General features: G+C 72.5%; 14 protein-coding genes. 6 read left to right on the top strand and 8 right to left on the bottom strand.

All coding sequences use genetic code 11. The annotated features are described in order from the left end of the window. Positions 1–41 precede the first annotated feature (41 nt). From ACZ52R_RS13090 to ACZ52R_RS13075, 4 genes are all read left to right on the top strand, one after another. Complete coding sequence (locus tag ACZ52R_RS13090) at positions 42–2,135, top strand: S9 family peptidase (protein ID WP_465616934.1); 2,094 nt, start codon at positions 42–44, stop codon at positions 2,133–2,135. A gap of 100 nt (positions 2,136–2,235) precedes the next feature. Continuing rightward, on the top strand, positions 2,236–2,613 hold the full coding sequence (locus ACZ52R_RS13085) for a YrdB family protein (protein WP_465616932.1): 378 nt from the start codon (positions 2,236–2,238) through the stop codon (positions 2,611–2,613). A gap of 221 nt (positions 2,614–2,834) precedes the next feature. Next, positions 2,835–3,212 carry a DUF2568 domain-containing protein gene (locus tag ACZ52R_RS13080; RefSeq protein WP_465753465.1) on the top strand — a complete coding sequence of 126 codons (378 nt, stop codon included), beginning with the start codon at positions 2,835–2,837 and terminating at the stop codon, positions 3,210–3,212. 156 nt (positions 3,213–3,368) lie between these two features. Further along, a complete protein-coding gene (locus tag ACZ52R_RS13075; protein WP_465753464.1) occupies positions 3,369–5,741 on the top strand; it encodes an immune inhibitor A domain-containing protein in 2,373 nt (790 codons plus the stop codon). A 122-nt stretch (positions 5,742–5,863) separates the two neighbouring features. Here ACZ52R_RS13075 and ACZ52R_RS13070 read toward each other — a convergent pair whose 3' ends face one another. Then, positions 5,864–6,016 (bottom strand): hypothetical protein, encoded by a 153-nt coding sequence (locus tag ACZ52R_RS13070; RefSeq protein WP_465753463.1) that lies wholly within the window; start codon positions 6,014–6,016, stop codon positions 5,864–5,866. Between the two features lie 182 nt (positions 6,017–6,198). Between ACZ52R_RS13070 and soxR the strand changes: the two genes are divergently transcribed. Continuing rightward, the gene (gene soxR / locus ACZ52R_RS13065) at positions 6,199–6,651 is read left to right on the top strand and encodes a redox-sensitive transcriptional activator SoxR (RefSeq protein ID WP_360498321.1); all 453 of its coding nucleotides are present in this window, start codon (positions 6,199–6,201) and stop codon (positions 6,649–6,651) included. 107 nt (positions 6,652–6,758) lie between these two features. Here soxR and ACZ52R_RS13060 read toward each other — a convergent pair whose 3' ends face one another. The 5 genes from ACZ52R_RS13060 to ACZ52R_RS13040 form a co-directional block, all read right to left on the bottom strand. Continuing rightward, positions 6,759–7,781 (bottom strand): ABC transporter ATP-binding protein, encoded by a 1,023-nt coding sequence (locus tag ACZ52R_RS13060; RefSeq protein ID WP_465753521.1) that lies wholly within the window; start codon positions 7,779–7,781, stop codon positions 6,759–6,761. A gap of 14 nt (positions 7,782–7,795) precedes the next feature. Next, positions 7,796–8,794, bottom strand: a complete 999-nt coding sequence (locus tag ACZ52R_RS13055) for an ABC transporter ATP-binding protein (protein ID WP_465753462.1) — start codon at positions 8,792–8,794, stop codon at positions 7,796–7,798. Further along, positions 8,794–9,780, bottom strand: coding sequence for an ABC transporter permease (locus ACZ52R_RS13050; protein ID WP_360498317.1), 987 nt, complete (start codon positions 9,778–9,780; stop codon positions 8,794–8,796). The genes ACZ52R_RS13055 and ACZ52R_RS13050 overlap by 1 nt, the downstream gene beginning before the upstream one ends. Next, on the bottom strand, positions 9,777–10,712 hold the full coding sequence (locus ACZ52R_RS13045) for an ABC transporter permease (protein WP_465616922.1): 936 nt from the start codon (positions 10,710–10,712) through the stop codon (positions 9,777–9,779). The genes ACZ52R_RS13050 and ACZ52R_RS13045 overlap by 4 nt, the downstream gene beginning before the upstream one ends. Before the next feature lie 163 nt (positions 10,713–10,875). Continuing rightward, positions 10,876–12,630, bottom strand: a complete 1,755-nt coding sequence (locus ACZ52R_RS13040) for an ABC transporter substrate-binding protein (RefSeq protein WP_465753461.1) — start codon at positions 12,628–12,630, stop codon at positions 10,876–10,878. Between the two features lie 165 nt (positions 12,631–12,795). Between ACZ52R_RS13040 and ACZ52R_RS13035 the strand changes: the two genes are divergently transcribed. Further along, positions 12,796–14,247, top strand: a complete 1,452-nt coding sequence (locus ACZ52R_RS13035; protein WP_465753460.1) for an aminopeptidase P family protein — start codon at positions 12,796–12,798, stop codon at positions 14,245–14,247. Between the two features lie 23 nt (positions 14,248–14,270). Here ACZ52R_RS13035 and ACZ52R_RS13030 read toward each other — a convergent pair whose 3' ends face one another. After that, on the bottom strand, positions 14,271–14,600 hold the full coding sequence (locus ACZ52R_RS13030) for an XRE family transcriptional regulator (RefSeq protein WP_465753459.1): 330 nt from the start codon (positions 14,598–14,600) through the stop codon (positions 14,271–14,273). Between the two features lie 193 nt (positions 14,601–14,793). Then, positions 14,794–15,816 carry a nitronate monooxygenase gene (locus tag ACZ52R_RS13025; protein ID WP_465661789.1) on the bottom strand — a complete coding sequence of 341 codons (1,023 nt, stop codon included), beginning with the start codon at positions 15,814–15,816 and terminating at the stop codon, positions 14,794–14,796. Between the last annotated feature and the right edge of the window lie 5 nt (positions 15,817–15,821).

Here is a 15,821-nt window from a genome sequence, read left to right as displayed (position 1 = left end):
ACTACTGGTCGGGGCACGCACCGCGCGACCACGATCGGGCCGTGACCATCACCGACGCCTTCCTTGCCCTCAGCGCCCGTACCGGCCGGTTCACCTTCGGCGCACCGCGCGCGTACACCCTCGCCGAGGACGGTACCCGGCTGCTGCTGCTCCGCTCGAACGGTCCCGAGGATCCGGTCGACCGCCTCCACCTGCTCGACACCGCCACCGGCGAGGAGCGGACGGTCGCCGACCCGGCCGCACTGCTGCCCGGCCGCACCGGCCGCCGCGACGACCTGCCGACCGTCGAGCGCCGGCTGCGCGAGCGCACCCGGCTGGTCGCCGCCGGGATCGGCTCGTACGCGGCCACCGCCGACCTCGCGATCGCCGTCTTCACCCTCGACGGCCGGCTGTTCCGCACCGACACCGCCGCCGCCACCAGCGACGAACTCCCGGTCGCCGGGCCCGCGTTCGACCCCCGGCCGGACGCCACCGGCCAGCGCGTCGCCTACGTCGCCGACGACGCCCTGTACGTCACCCCCGGCCTCGAACCGCTCTCCCCCGCTGACGGCGCCCGCTGGGGCGTGGCCGAGTTCGCCGCCGCCGAGGAGCTCGGCCGTGCCCGGGGCCACTGGTGGCGCCCGGACGGTGGCGCGCTGCTGGCCGCCCGGGTGGACGAATCCGCCCTCCCCCGGCGCTACTTCGCCGACCCGGCCCGCCCCGCCGAGGCCCCCGAGGACTTCGCCTACCCGCAGGCCGGCGGCCCCAACGCGGACGTCCAGCTCTGGGTCCTCGGCCTCGACGGCGGCCGGGTCCGGCTGCGCTGGGACACCGACGGGTTCCCGTACCTCTGCGCCGCCTCCTGGGCCTCCGACCACGAGGTGCTGCTCACCGTCGCCGACCGGCTGCAGCAGAACGTGCTGCTCCTCAGCGCCGACCCGGCCACCGGCGCGACCCGCGAACTCTCCCGCACCACCGACGAGTTCTGGGTCGACGACCTGCCCGGAACCCCCGGCCGACTGGCCGACGGCCGACTGCTCACCGTCCACGACACCCCGCAGGCCCGCGGCCTCGCCCTGGACGGCAAGCCGCTGGACACCACCGGGCTGCAGATCCGCCGGGTGGTCGGACTGCTGCGCGGCCGACTGCTCTGCGAGACCGGCCAGGGCGACCCCGCAGACCAGTACGTCCACCTGATCGACCCGGACGGCGGCGCGCCCGAGCCCCTCACCACCGGCCCCGGCACGCACTCCGCCCTTGCCGCCGCCGACACCCTGGTCCTCACCTCGGCCACCGCCGACGGGATCCGCCGCCGCGTCCTGCGCGACGGCGGCGAGCGGGCGCTCACCGACCTCAGCGCCGGGCTGCCGCTCACCGACCTCAGCGCCGCGCTGCCGTACCGGGTCAGCCCGCGGCTCGCCCGGGTCACCGAACGCGGCCTGCCGACCGCCGTCGTCTACCCGCGCGAGCACGGCCCCGGCCGCCGGCTGCCCGTCCTGCTGGACATCTACGGCGGGCCCGGCTACCAGGCCGTGGCCGCCGAGCCGCGCCGCTGGCAGCTCCGCCAGTGGTGGGCCGACCAGGGCTTCGCCGTGGTCACCACCGACAACCGCGGCACCCCGTTCGTCTCCCCGGACTTCACCCGGGCGATCTTCCGCCGCTTCTCCCAGGCCGCCCTGGACGACCAGGTCGACGCCCTGCACGCGCTCGCCGCGCACCACCCGGACCTCGACCTCGGCCGGGTCGCCGTGCGCGGCTGGTCGTACGGCGGCTACTTCGCCGCGCTCGCGGTGCTGCGCCGCCCGGACGTCTTCCACGCCGCCTGCGCGGGCGCCCCGCCCACCGACTTCCGGCAGTACGACACCGCGTACACCGAGCGCTACCTCGGCCTGCCGCAGGACAACCCCGAGGGCTACGCCGGCGACTGCCTGCTCGCCGACGCGCCCGCGCTGACCAGGCCGCTGCTGCTGATCCACGGGCTGGCCGACGACAACGTCCACCCCTCGCACACCCTGCTGCTCTCCCAGGCCCTCACCAAGGCCGGCCGCCCGCACACGGTGCTGCCGCTGCCGGGCGTCACCCACATGACTCCGGACGGGATGAACGAGCAGCTGACCCGGGCCGAACTCTCCTTCCTCCGGGCCTCCTTGGGGTGACCCGTTCGGGTCTGTCCATTGCGCCGCCCGGGCCGGACTGCGACACTCCGCGTGGTCGCCGCCCGGCCCGGGCGGAGCAGTGGAACGGGGAGAGCGCGAAATGAAGATCGACAGACCCGGCCCGGTCGGACAGCGGCAGTGGACCCCGCTGACCGCCGGCAACGCCGGCCTCGCCTTCGGGCTGGAGCTCGCCATGCTGGCGGCGCTCTGCTACTGGGGCTTCAAGACCGGGTCCGACCTGGGCACCCGGCTTCTGCTGGGGCTCGGCGCACCGGCCCTGGCCGCCCTCGTCTGGGGCCTGTTCCTGGCCGCGGGCGGGCCGAAGTACCGGCTCCCGCTGCCCGCCGAGATCGTCCTCAAGCTGCTGACGCTCGGCACGGCCGCGCTCGCGCTGTACGCCACCGGGCGGACCACCCTCGCGGTGGTGTACGGCGTGCTGGTGGTGGTCAGCGTGACCGTCGAGTACAGCACCCGCTGACGGCAACGCCGTTGACGGACCGGCAGGTGGGAGGCATCGGACCGGCAGCCGCGGGAGGATCCGTTGAGTTCGCCCGACCGGGCTGGGACACTCCGCTGGAGCAGCCCTCCGCCTGTCCGCCGTCCGGTCCCGGCGGCGGCCCCGGCGGCGGACGGCGCGAGGATCGAGGCGGGGATCGGGGCCGGGATCGAGGCCGGGACCGAGGCGGGGAGAGCGCGCGGATGACGATCGACGGACCCGGCCCGACGGAGCGGCGGCTGCGCAGGTCGCTGGCCAGGGCCGGCACCGAACTCGGCTTCGGGGTGCAGCTCGCGAGCCTGGCGGCGCTCTGTTACTGGGGGTTCAGGACCGGCGACAGCCTGGGCCTGCGGCTGCTGCTGGGGCTCGGCATCCCGGCCGCGGCCCGGGCGGTCTGGGACGTGTTCCTGGCCGAGCGCCGGGCGAAGGTCGAACTGCCGCTCGCCGCCCGGCTGGTGCTGAAACTGGTCCTGCTCGGCGTGGCCGTGGTGGCACTGTCCGCCGCCGGGCCGGCCACCCTGGCGGCGGTGTTCGCGGCACTGGTGGCGTTCAGCCTGGCGCTGGACTTCGGCAACGGCTAGACAGGACGTCACGGAAAGGGGCGTCGCACCTGCGGGTGCGGCGCCCCTTTCGCTTGCCCCGGACCCCTTCCACGTGACCCGTGACATGTGAAATATTACCTGCGCTTCATCGACCGATGATCCGAAGCACCCCATCCCCCGGAAAGGACCGGTCAGTTGCGCAGACTGTCCGCGGCCCTCGCAGCAGCGCTCACCACGAGCGCGATAGCGGCCACCCTGCTGGGCACCCCCGCCCAAGCCGCTCCCCCGACCCCCCTCACCGTCACCGCCGCCGCGGCCTCCGACGCCGCCGCACAGGGCGCCGAGGCCCCGCCCGCACCGCTCGTCCCCCAGGAGCGCGAGCGCCAGGCGCTCCGCAGCAAGGCCCTGGAGCAGCTCAACAAGGGCGCCGTCGCCAAGACCGCCGACAAGCGGGCCCCGGCGAAGGTGAAGGTCGGCAACGACTACGTCCAACTGGCGCACCAGCGCACGGACAAGGTCTTCGTGATCCTCGCCCAGTTCGGCGACGAGGTGGACAACTCCACCCAGTGGAACGGCCAGCCCCGCTACGGCGGCACCCCCGGCCCGCGCCACGACCAGATCCCCAAGCCGGGCAAGGACGACAACCACACCCTGTGGTCGCCGGACTTCGACCGCACGTACTACCAGAAGATGTTCTTCGACGACGCGCCCGGCGCCGTGTCGATGCGCAACTACTACCGCACCCAGTCCTCCGGCCGGTACGACGTCGAGGGCACGGTCAGCGACTGGGTCACCGTCCCGTACAACGAGGCCCGCTACGGCAGCAACAAGGGCCCGCAGGGCTCCGGCGCCTGGACCGAGGCCCAGGAGTTCGTCCGGGACGCCGTGAAGGCCTGGTTCGACGGCGAGGTCGCCAAGGGCCGCTCGTCCGCCGACATCAAGGCGCAGCTCGCCCAGTACGACGTCTACGACCGCTACGACCACGACAAGGACGGCGAGTTCAACCAGCCCGACGGCTACCTGGACAACGTCATCGTCGTGCACGCCGGCGTGGACGAGACCTGGGGCGGCGGCGCACAGGGCACCGACGCGCTGTGGGCACACCGCAGTTGGGCCTTCCCGGACGCGACCGGGCAGACCGGCCCGGACGGCGACAAGATCGGCGGCGCGCCCGTCGGCGACACCGGCCTCTACGTCTACGACTACGTCCAGGGCGGCGAGAACAGCGGCGTCGGCCTGTTCGCCCACGAGTACGGCCACAACCTCGGCCTGCCCGACCTGTACAGCACCACCGGCGGCGACAACAGCGTCAACTTCTGGTCGCTGATGTCCTCCGGCTCGTACCTGGGCAAGGGCCCCAACACCACCGGCGGCTACCCGGGCGACCTCGACGCCTGGAGCAAGCTGCAGTTCGGCTGGCTCAACTACGACGAGGCGCAGGCCGCCACCCGCTCCAGCCACGCCCTCGGGGTGAGCAGCTACAACACCGACCAGGCGCAGGCGGTCCTGGTCCACCTGCCGGACGGCACCACCAGCACCGACCTCGCCGACCCGTACGAGGGCTCCAAGCAGTGGTGGAGCGACACCGGCGACAACCTCGACAACTCCCTCGCCCGGGACGTCGACCTGCGCACCGCCACCGGACCGGCCGCGCTGGACGCCGCGGCCTGGTACGACACCGAGCAGGACTACGACTTCCTGACCGTCGAGGCCTCCACCGACCAGGGCAAGCACTGGACCGCCCTGGGCGGCACCGTGGACGGCGCCCCGATCGGCAACACCAGCGCCAACACCCCCGGGCTGAGCGGCAGTTCCGGCACGTACCGGAAGCTGCACATCCCGCTGGACGGCTACCTCGGCCAGCAGGTCCGGCTGCGCTTCCACGCCACCTCGGACGGCAACACCCACGGCAGGGGCGTCCTGGTGGACGCCGTGAAGGCCACCGCCGGGGGCACCGAGCTGTTCGCCGACGGCGCCGAGAACGGGGCCGGCGGCTGGACGGCCAGCGGCTTCACGGCCATCACCGGCCGCACCGCCGTCAAGCAGCACCCGCGCGCCTACATCGCCGAGAACCGCCGCTACACCGGCTACGGGGCGTTCCTGAAGACCGGCCCGTACAACTTCGGCTACACCGGCGTCACCGGCAAGGCCAACGTCGTCGACAACTACCCGTACCAGGAAGGCGTCCTGCTCTGGCTCTGGGACACCTCGTACGGCGACAACAACACCAAGGACCACCCCGGCGGCGGGCTGATCCTGCCGATCGACGCCCACCCGGCGCCGATCCGCTTCGCCGACGGGACCCTGGTCAACGGGCGGGCGCAGACCTTCGACGCCACCTTCTCCCTCAGGCCGACCACCCCGTTCACCCTGCACAAGGGCGGGGTCGCGGTGCGGATCCCGGCCGAGCCGGCCGTCCCGGTGTTCAACGACCACACCGGGGTGTACGCCGACCCGGCCACGCCGCAGCTGACGGTGAAGGTGCCGGACACCGACACGAAGATCGAGGTCGTCCGGGAGTCCCAGGGCGGGCGGATCACCACCGTCCGGGTGGGCCCGGCCTCCTGAGCCTCGACCTCCCGAACGGCAACGTCCCGAACGGCAACATCCCGAACCGCGGCCTCCAGCGCCGCGCATGACGAAGGCCCCGGATCCCCCGACAAAGGGATCCGGGGCCGGTCCGCGTCCGATCACCGCCCGAGGCGGCGGGCGGTGGGCGCGGCCGCGGCCGTGGCCGTGGCTACGCCGAGCACGGTGATCGCGGCGATCCCGAAGGTCATGTACCGGGCCGAGCCGACCGGGCTGTCCGCGCGCAGGATGACCAGGCCGCCGCCCGGCAGCACAGCGGGAGAAGAGTTCGCGCCACCCGCCGGAGGCCCCGTCGGACGGCGACTCCGTTGGGTAACTGTGCGGCTGGGCAACGGTTGTACCGTTCCTCACGGCAGATGATTCGGCCACGTCCGGTACGCTGAGACTTCAAGAGAACTTGAAGTCAAGGAGTCGCCATGACCACCGCGGAGGAGACATGACCACCGCGCCCGTCGACCTGCTGAGCGTCGGCGAGGTGGCCCGGCGGGCCGGGATCGCCACCTCGGCGGTGCGCTTCTACGAGGAGCAGGGACTGATCTCCTCCGAGCGGTCGGCCGGAAACCAGCGCCGCTACCGCCGGCACGTGCTGCGCCGGATCTCGCTCATCCTGGTCGCCAAGCGGCTCGGCATCCCGCTCAGCGAGGTCGCCGAGGTCTTCACCGGCCTCCCGGAGGACCGGATGCCCGGCAAACACGACTGGGAGCGCATCTCGCTCCGCTGGGCCGAGCAGCTCCGCGCCCGCCGGATCGAACTGGAGCGGCTGGAGGGCGAGCTGACCGGCTGCATCGGCTGCGGCTGCGTGTCGCTGCGCCGCTGCCGGGTGCTCAACCCCGGCGACGAGCTGGCCGCCGAGGGCCCCGGCCCGCGCCTCCTGCTGCCCGAGGAGTGAGAGCCGGGGATCGGTTGGAACCCGGTCGGACGCGGCCCTCGTAAGGTTCCCCGCCGCGTCCGACCGGGGGTCTGGATGCCCGGATCACATCTCCGGGAAGTCCCGGCTCACACCTCCGGGAAATGGCAGGCCGCCTGCCGGGTGCCCGGGCCGGCGATCTGCAGCAGCGGCCGCTCCGTCCGGCACAGGTCCTGCGCCTTGGGGCAGCGCGGGTGGAAGGTGCACCCGGGCGGCGGGTCGGCCGGGCTCGGCGGGTCGCCGAGCAGCACGATCCGTTCCCGGGTCCGCTCGGCCTCCGGGTCCGGCAGCGGTACGGCGGACAGCAGCGCCCTGGTGTACGGGTGCGCGGGGCTGCCGTACACCTCGGCCTTGTCGCCGATCTCGACGATCCGGCCCAGGTACATCACGGCGACCCGGTCGCAGACCCGCTTGACCACCGACAGGTCGTGCGCGATGAACACGTACGCCAGTCCGAGCTCCCGCTGGAGCCGCTCCATCAGGTTGACCACCTGGGCCTGGATGGACACGTCCAGCGCGGAGACCGGCTCGTCGGCGATCACCAGCCGCGGCGAGGTGGCCAGCGAGCGGGCGATGCCGATGCGCTGCGCCTGGCCGCCGGAGAACTCGTGCGGGTAGCGGTCCAGGTGCTCGGGGATCAGCCCGACCAGTTCCATCAGTTCGGCGGCCCGCTTGCGCGCGGCCGTCGCGCTCTCGCCCTGGACCAGCAACGGCTCGGAGATGATCCGGGACACCGTCTGCCGGGGGTTGAGCGAGGAGTACGGGTCCTGGAAGACCATCTGCAGGTCCCGCCGGTGCGGGCGCAGCCGGGCCTGGGAGAGCCCGCCGATCTCGGTGCCGTCGAAGGTGACGGTGCCCGAGGTCGGGTCGAGCAGGCGGACGATCATCCGGCCGGTGGTGGACTTGCCGCAGCCGGACTCGCCGACCAGGCCGAGCGTCTCCCCCGCGACGACGTCGAAGCTGACCCCGTCCACGGCCCGGACCGGCGCACCGGGCCGCCCGGTGCGGCTGCGCCGGCCGGGGAAGGTCTTCACCAGGTCCCGTACGGACAGCAGCGGACCGGTCGGCACGGCATCGGCCGTCGCAGGATCGGTCATCGCAGGATCGGTCATCGCGGCATCGGCCATCACAGCACCCCTTCCGGCACCAGCGGCAGGTGGCAGGCGGCCTGGTGGCCGGGAGTGAGCGGGCCGAACACGGGTCGATCGGCCAGGCAGCGGGCGTGTTCCTCGGCGGACGCGGCGGTGGTGCGGGCGCAGCGCGGGGCGAAGGAGCAGCCGGTGGCGGGGGCGATCAGCGACGGCGGGGTGCCGGGGATGGCCCGCAGCGGGGCGTCGTCGGTGTCGTCCAGGCGGGGCAGCGAGTCCAGCAGACCGCGGGTGTACGGGTGTGCGGGTTGCGCGAACAGCCGGTCCACCGGGGCCTGTTCGGCCGCCCGTCCGCCGTACATGACCAGGACCTCGTGGGCGACCCGGGCGACCACGCCGAGGTCGTGGGTGATCATCACGACGCCGAGGCCGCGCTCCTGCTGGATCCGGGCGATCAGGTCGAGGATCTGCGCCTGGACGGTGACGTCGAGCGCCGTGGTGGGCTCGTCGGCGATCAGCAGCTCGGGCTCGCAGGCGAGCGCCATGGCGATCATGACACGTTGGCGCATGCCGCCGGAGAACTGGTGCGGGTACTCGTCGACCCGGCGGGCCGGCTCGGGGATGCCGACCTCGGTGAGCATCTCCACCGCGCGGGCCCGGCCCGCCCTGCGGTTGGCCTTGAAGTGCACCCGGTAGTGCTCGGCGATCTGCTCGCCGACGGTGTAGAAGGGGTGCAGGCTGGACAGCGGGTCCTGGAAGATCATCGCGATCCGGCGGCCCCGGACGGTGCCCAGTTCCTTCTCCCCGAGCCCGTTCAGCTCCTGCCCGTGCAGCCGGATCGAGCCGGTGACGGCGGCGCCGCGGTGCAGGCCCATGACGGCGAGCGAGGTGACGGACTTGCCGCTGCCGGACTCGCCGACCAGGCCGAGGGTGCGGCCGGCCTCGACGGCGAAGGAGATGCCGTCCACCGCCCGCACGGTGCCGCGCGGGGTGTCGAAGGCGACCCTGAGGTCGTCGACCTCCAACAGGCTGGTCATCAGTACCTCACTCTCGGGTCGACGAACGCGTAGAGCAGGTCGACCAGCAGGTTCGCCGCGACGATGAAGAACGCCGCGAGCAGGGTGACGCCGAGGATGACGGGCTGGTCGGAGCGGCCCAGGCCGTCGTAGAACAGCCGGCCGACGCCGGGCAGGCCGAAGATGGACTCGGTGATGACGGCGCCGGCCAGCAGGCCGCCGAGGTCCATGCCGAAGATGGTGAGGATCGGCGTCATCGCGGAGCGCAGCCCGTGCTTGACCGTGACCGTCCGCGGCGGCAGCCCCTTGGCCCGGGCGGTGCGGATGTACGGCTCGGCCATCGCCTCGATCATCGAGTTGCGGCTCTGCCGGGCGTACATCGCCGCGTACAGCAGGGCCAGGGCGGTCCACGGCAGCAGCAGGTTGGAGGCCCACGCGAGGGGGTTCTCGGTGAACTGGTGGTAGGCCGGGTAGGGCAGCAGCCCGGCCGTCCTGACGACGCCCCAGATCAGCATGATCGAGGTGAAGTAGACCGGCAGCGAGGCGGTGCCGACCGAGAACACCATCAGTGTCCGGTCGAGCGGCCTGCCCTTGTGCAGCGCCGAGGTGATGCCCGCGCCGAGGCCGAGGACCAGCCAGAGCACGGCCGCGCCGAGGGCCAGCGAGATGGAGACCGGCAGCCGGTCGGTCAGCAGGTCCCACACCGGCAGCCCGTACTCGTAGGAGTAGCCGAGGCACGGGAAGCCGCAGTGCACGGTGCTGGGCCCGGAGCCGTAGTCGCGGCCGGCGAAGATGCCGCCGAGGTAGGCGAGGAACTGGTCCCAGATCGGCTTGTCCAGGCCCATCGCCGCCTTGACGTCGGCGAGCCGCTCGGGGCTGCAGGTCTTGCCGCAGGCTGCCGCGGCCGGGTCGTTGGGCAGCAGGTAGAAGATGGTGAAGGTGATGGCGCAAATGGCGAGCAGGATGCCCACCACGCCGAGCAGTCGGCGGCCGAGGTAGAGGATCACGACCGGCCTCCCCGGGGGTCGAGGATGTCGCGCAGCGTGTCCCCGAGGAGGGTGAAGGCGAGCACGGCGAGGAACAGGAAGGCGGTCGGGATCAGGAAGTAGGTCGGGTCGGTCTCGTAGTGGACGATGCTCTCGGCGATCATCTGGCCCCAGGACGGGGTCGGCGGGCGGACGCCCACGCCGAGGTAGCTGAGCGCGGCCTCGGTGGCGATCATGCCGGGGATGAGCAGCGTGGTGTAGGCGATGATCGGCCCGGAGACGTTGGGCAGGATCTCCCGGGTGAGGATCCGCCAGGACCGGGCGCCGCCGACCTTGGCGGCCTCGACGTACTCGCGGTGCTTGAGCGACAGGGTCTGGCCGCGGACCACGCGGGCGATGCCGGGCCAGGTGAACAGCCCGATCACCAGGGTGATCAGCAGGATCCGGTTGACGTCCTTGGCCACCGACATCATCGCGATCATGAAGATCAGCGAGGGGAAGGACATCGTGAGGTCCATCAGCCGGGACAGCAGCGTGTCGGTGCGGCCGCCGAAGTAGCCGGCCGCGATGCCGGCCAGGGTGCCGGCGATCACGACGACGGCGGTCGCGGTGAAGGCGATCAGCAGGGACACCTGCCCGCCGTGCAGCACCCGGGCGAACAGGTCGCGCCCGGTGATCGGCTCGACGCCCAGCCAGTGCCGGCTGCTGATGCCGCCGAAGTCGCCCCGGGGCAGGCCGCCCAGGTACGGGTCGATGGCGCGCTTGTCGAACTCCTCGGGGGTCCAGCCGCCGAGCGAGCTCAGCGGACCGGCCAGCGCGGCGGCCAGGATCAGCACGCCGACCGTGATCAGCCCGAACCGGGCCGAGCCCTTGGCCCACAGCTGGTCCCAGACCAGCCGCCAGGGCCCGCGCCCGGCGGTCTTCGCGGCGCCCGCCGCCGTGGCACCGGCCACGGCGGCGGGCTCTGCAACACTTCGCTCGGCTCCGGCCGCTCCTGATCCGGCGTCGACGCTCCGCGCTCCGGCACTGGCTGCGCTCGCCTGTCGCTCGTCACCGTCGACACCCGCGCGGCCTTCGGCTCCCGAAGGGGTGGTGGTACTCATCGGTGCCGGCCCCTCAGCCCTTGCCCTTGGCGGGGTCCTTGAGGCCGACCACGGCGAGGTCGATCATGCCGGCGTAGCCGGAGTTGCCGAACGCGCCGGCCACGTTGGTGCCCACCAGCAGGGGGCGGCGCTGCCACATCAGCGGGACGGCCGGGGCCTTAGCCATCAGGTCCTGGTCCAGCTGCTGCCAGGCCTTGTTGGCCTCGCTGACGTCCGTCATGGCCGCGATCTGGTCCATCCGGTCCATCGTGGCCTGGTCCTTGAACTGGCTGTAGTTGCCCTGGTTGCCCTTCTCCTTGAGGGTCCGTCCGTCGAACAGGAACGGGAAGAAGGTCGCGGCGGACGGGTAGTCGGGACACCAGCCGTTGATGGTCAGCTCGGGGGCGTTCTTGAGGTCGCCGATGGTGTCGGCGAAGGCGGACGGGTCCACGGTGTTGACGGTGACCTGGACGCCGACCTTGGCCAGCGACTGCTGGATCGCCTCGGCCCGGGTCTTGTCGCCGAGCGAGACGGTGATCGCGACCTTGAGGTCGGTCTTGCCCGCCGCCTTCAGCAGGTCCTTGGCCTTCTCCGGGTCACCGGCCACCGGGACCTTCAGCGGGTCGGCCTTGACTCCGCCGGTCAGCGACGGCGGCAGGTAGGAGGTCGCCACGTCGGTCACCGCCGGGCCGCCGAACGCCGTCACCTGCGCCTCGCGGTCGACCGCCCACATCATCGCCTCGCGCACCTTCGGGTCGTCGAAGGGGGCCTTGGCGGTGTTCATGTACAGCATGTCGGTGCAGCCGGTCTGCTCCGCCACCATGCGGGACTTGACGTCCGCCTTGGGCAGCACCTTGGCGACGCTCTCGTGCTGCATCCAGGGCATGTCGATGGCGTTGGCGTCGGCGCCGTCACTGGCGATGATCCGGTCGTCGGCCTGGCCGCCCTTGATGCCCTGCGTGACCACGATCTTGTCCGGGTACGCCTTGCGGACGGTGTCGGTGCCCTGCTCCCAGTTGGTGTTGCGGACCAGGACCAGCTGCTTGCCGCGGTCGTAGGTCTCGATCTTGTACGGGCCGGAGGAGAACGGCCGCGAGTCGTACTGGGTGCCCTTCTCCTGGGACTGCGGCACCGGGGAGAAGGTCGGCAGGGTGACGGTGTCCGAGAACTCGGCGACCGGGCGCTTCAGGTGGAAGACGATCGTCCTGTCGTCCGGCGTCTCGATGCTCGCCAGGTGCTCGCCGTTCAGCGGGCCCTTGTAGTTCTCGCCGCCCGCCAGGTACTGGATCGCGTAGTCGGGGCCGCCGGTGAGGTCCGGCGAGAAGGAGCGCTCGACGTTGTACTTGATGTCGGCGGACTTGATCGGGCTGCCGTCCTCGTACTTGAGGCCGTCCTTCAGGGTGAAGGTCCACACCTTGCCGCCCTCGGCGGACTTGCCCAGGTCGGTGGCGAGGTCCGGGACGATCTCGCTGCCCGCGGCGCCCGGCTCGGACTTGAAGGTGGTCAGCGTGCGGTAGATCAGCCGGGTGCCGAAGTCCATGTGCGGCACCACCCAGTTGCGGGCCGGATCGAGGTGGGCGAAGTCCTGGTTGGTGAGGACGGTGAGGGTGCCCCCCTTGGCCGGGGTGCCGCCGACGATCGAACCGGACGCCGCGCCCGGGCCCTGACTGTTCGAAGGCCCGGCCGCGTCACCGCCACTGTCGCTCTTGTCGTTCTTGCAGGCCCCGAGGCCGAGGGTGAGGGTCGCCGCGAGGGCCGCCGCGAGGGCGGCGTGGGTGCGCCTGGTCATGTTGCAACTCCGCTGTGGGGGGCCTGATCCGGCCGCTCCGCTGTGTGACCCGTAACATAGTAATGTGAAATTGCACTGCACAAGAGGTGACGCCACCCGTTACCGAGCTGTGTCCGTGCGCGCCCCCTGCCGCACATCTCCCCAGTCCAGCCAAGGAGTTCACCGGTGACCCTCCCCCGGACCGGCCTCAACACCGGGAGCCACGACCTCCCGGTCTCCCCCGCCCTCGCCGCCTTCATGGGCACCCGCTGGGCCCCCACCCCGCTCCCCACCGACCGCCGCGTCCCCGGCCACGACCGCTTCCCCGGCCGCCGCGCCCGCCTCTGTGCCGCCTTCCCCGGCGAACGGCTCATCATCCCGGCCGGCCGGCTCAAGGTGCGCTGCAACGACCTCGACCACCGCTTCCGCCCGCACAGCGCGTACGTCTGGCTCACCGGACTCACCGGCGAGGACCAGGCCGACCACGTCCTCGTCCTCGAACCCGCCGGCCCCGAAGGCCACGAGCCGATCCTCTACCTGCGCCCCCGCTCCCCGCGCGACGGCGGCGAGTTCTACCGCGACCGCCGCTACGGCGAGTTCTGGGTCGGCCCCCGACCCGACCTCGCCGAAGCCGCCCGGCTCACCGGGATACGCACCGAACACCTCGACGACCTCGGCAAACTGCTCTCCGGCCCCCAGCCGCCCACCCGGGTCCTGGCGGGCACCGACGCCCTGGTCGACGAGACCACCGGGCGGCGCACCGCCTCCCACGAGGACGGCGAACTCGCCGCTGTCCTCTCCGAGTTGCGCCTGGTCAAGGACGAGTGGGAAATCGGGCAGCTGCAACTCGCCGTCGACCACACCGTCACCGGCTTCGAAGACGTCGTCCGCGCCCTGCCCACCGCGCTGCGCCACCACCGCGGCGAACGCTGGATCGAAGGCGTCTTCGACCTGCGCGCCCGCGCCGAAGGCAACGGCACCGCCTACACCACCATCGCCGCCACCGGCGCCCACGCCTGCGTCCTGCACTGGATCCGCAACGACGGCGCCCTCGACCCGAACGCCCTGCTCCTGCTGGACGCCGGCGTCGAAACCGACACCCTCTACGCCGCCGACATCACCCGCACCCTCCCGCTCAGCGGCACCTTCACCCCCGCCCAACGCCAGGCCTACGAACTCGTCCTCGCCGCCCAGAGCGCCGGCATCGCCGCCCTACGCCCCGGCGCCCGCTTCCGCGACTTCCACCGCGCCGCCATGCGCGTCATCGCCGAAGGCCTCGCCGACTGGGGCATCCTGCGCATCCCCGCCGACCAGGCCCTCGCCGAGGACAACGGCCTCTACCGCCGCTACACCCTCTGCGGCAGCGGCCACATGCTCGGCCTCGACTACCACGACTGCGCCAAGTCCCGCGCCGACCGCTACCTCGACGGCACCCTCGAAGAGGGCATGGTCCTCACCGTCGAACCCGGCCTCTACCTCCAACCCGACGACGAAACCCTCCCCCTCGAACTCCGCGGCCTCGGCATCCGCATCGAGGACGACCTGGTGATCACCCCGGACGGCGCCCACCTGATGTCGAACGCCCTCCCGAGGACGGTCAAGGACATCGAGTCATGGATGGCGGCCCTCCTGAGCTGACCACCTACGGCCAGGGCGGACGATCAAGCCACCTTGATCGTCCGCTCCCCCTGCCGAACGGTGACCTCCACCTCGCCGCCGATGGCAGCGGCATACGCCCGCAGATTGTCCAGGCTGTCCACCTGCCCGTGCTCGATCTGCGACACCCGCGCCTGGCTCACCCCGAGCAGTTCAGCCACGTGCTTCTGCGTGAGTCCGGCCTTGCGCCGCATCTCCGCAAGCTCATACCCCCGAACCTGAGCAAGCATCTCCTGGCGAACCTGCACCCGCCTCGCCTCCGCCTCCGGCGTCGCCAGCTCGGGAAACCGCTTCATGACCTCGGCTTGCACCTCGGTCCAACTGCGCCCCTTCATCGGCGCGCTCCGTTCCGTTGCTCCTCGACGTAGCCCGCGTAACGCTTCTCCGCCAGAGGAATCGACTCGTCGTACGGGCGTGATCTCCCACATGCGGCCACATTGAGTTGTGTCTTATGCGCTACCGCGTACGTTCCCTCCTAATCCACCCCGGCGAGGGACAACACGCCCCGTCCGGCGCGCGCTGGGCGCGCTACCCCTGCGCGCCCTGCCACAGCTGCGCCACGATCTGCTCCGCCGGGCCGGAGCGGGCCAGGTGGTGGGCCGTACCGGCCCAGAGGTGCATGGCCGTGGTGTCGGCGCGGCGGGTGGCGGCGGTGCGGAGCGGGGCGGTGAGGTGGTGGACCTCGGGGTAGGCGGGCGGGGCGTACCGGCCGTGGCGGTCGATGAAGGCGTTGCGCAGGCCGCGAGCGGGACGGCCGGTGAAGGCGCGGGTGACGGTCGTCTCCGGGAGTTCGGTGAGCGCCGCCCGGTGCGCGGCCGAGGCGCCGGACTCGTCGGAGCGCAGCAGGGCCGTCCCCAGCTGCACCGCGACCGCCCCGGCCCGCAGTGCCGCCGCGATCGCCGCGCCGTCGCCGAGCCCGCCGGCGGCGATCAGCGGCAGCGCCGTCACCTCCCCTACGGCGGGCAGCAGTTCGAGCAGCGGCGTCTCCCCCGGCACGTCCGCGATCCGGTGGGTGCCCCGGTGCCCGCCCGCTTCCGGGCCCTGCACGCACAGCGCGTCCATGCCGGCCGCCTCCGCCGCCCGCGCCTCCTCCGGCGTGGTGACGGTGCCGACCTGCAGCGTCCCGGCGGCCCGCAGTGCGGCGGCCTCCTCCGCCGTCGGCAGCCCGAAGGTGTACGAGACCACCGGCACCGGGTCGGCGAGCAGCGCGGCGAGCTTGGCCTCCCAGTCGTCCCGGTCCGGCCCGATCTCCTCCGGCAGTGCCACCCCCCACCGCTCGGCTTCGGGCCGCAGCCGCTCGCGGTAGGCGGCGACGGCCGCCGGATCCCCGGGCGGTGCCGGGACGAAGAGGTTCACCCCGTACGGCCGGTCGCTCGACTTGCGTACCAGCGCGATCTGTTCGCACATCGCCGCGGCGCTCTTGTACCCCGCGGCGAGGAACCCGAGCCCGCCGGCCCGGTTCACCGCGGCCACCAGCTCCGGGGTGGAGGCCCCGCCCGCCATCGGCGCGGCGATCACCGGTACGGCAAGCTCGTCGAGACGCACGGCCATCGGGG

This window comes from Kitasatospora sp. NPDC034023 (assembly GCF_055575795.1).
Note: the sequence above shows the minus strand (reverse complement) of the source record. Positions and strands in the feature narration are given on the sequence as shown.

Excerpts from the sequence above, each read along its gene's own strand:
- ACZ52R_RS13025 (WP_465661789.1), bottom strand. The coding sequence starts at position 15,816 with ATGGCCGTGCGTCTCGACGAGCTTGCCGTACCGGTGATCGCCGCGCCG.
- ACZ52R_RS13060 (WP_465753521.1), bottom strand. The coding sequence starts at position 7,781 with ATGACCGATCCTGCGATGACCGATCCTGCGACGGCCGATGCCGTGCCG.
- ACZ52R_RS13030 (WP_465753459.1), bottom strand. The coding sequence starts at position 14,600 with ATGAAGGGGCGCAGTTGGACCGAGGTGCAAGCCGAGGTCATGAAGCGG.
- ACZ52R_RS13085 (WP_465616932.1), top strand. The coding sequence starts at position 2,236 with ATGAAGATCGACAGACCCGGCCCGGTCGGACAGCGGCAGTGGACCCCG.
- ACZ52R_RS13080 (WP_465753465.1), top strand. The coding sequence starts at position 2,835 with ATGACGATCGACGGACCCGGCCCGACGGAGCGGCGGCTGCGCAGGTCG.
- soxR (WP_360498321.1), top strand. The coding sequence starts at position 6,199 with ATGACCACCGCGCCCGTCGACCTGCTGAGCGTCGGCGAGGTGGCCCGG.
- ACZ52R_RS13055 (WP_465753462.1), bottom strand. The coding sequence starts at position 8,794 with ATGACCAGCCTGTTGGAGGTCGACGACCTCAGGGTCGCCTTCGACACC.
- ACZ52R_RS13040 (WP_465753461.1), bottom strand. The coding sequence starts at position 12,630 with ATGACCAGGCGCACCCACGCCGCCCTCGCGGCGGCCCTCGCGGCGACC.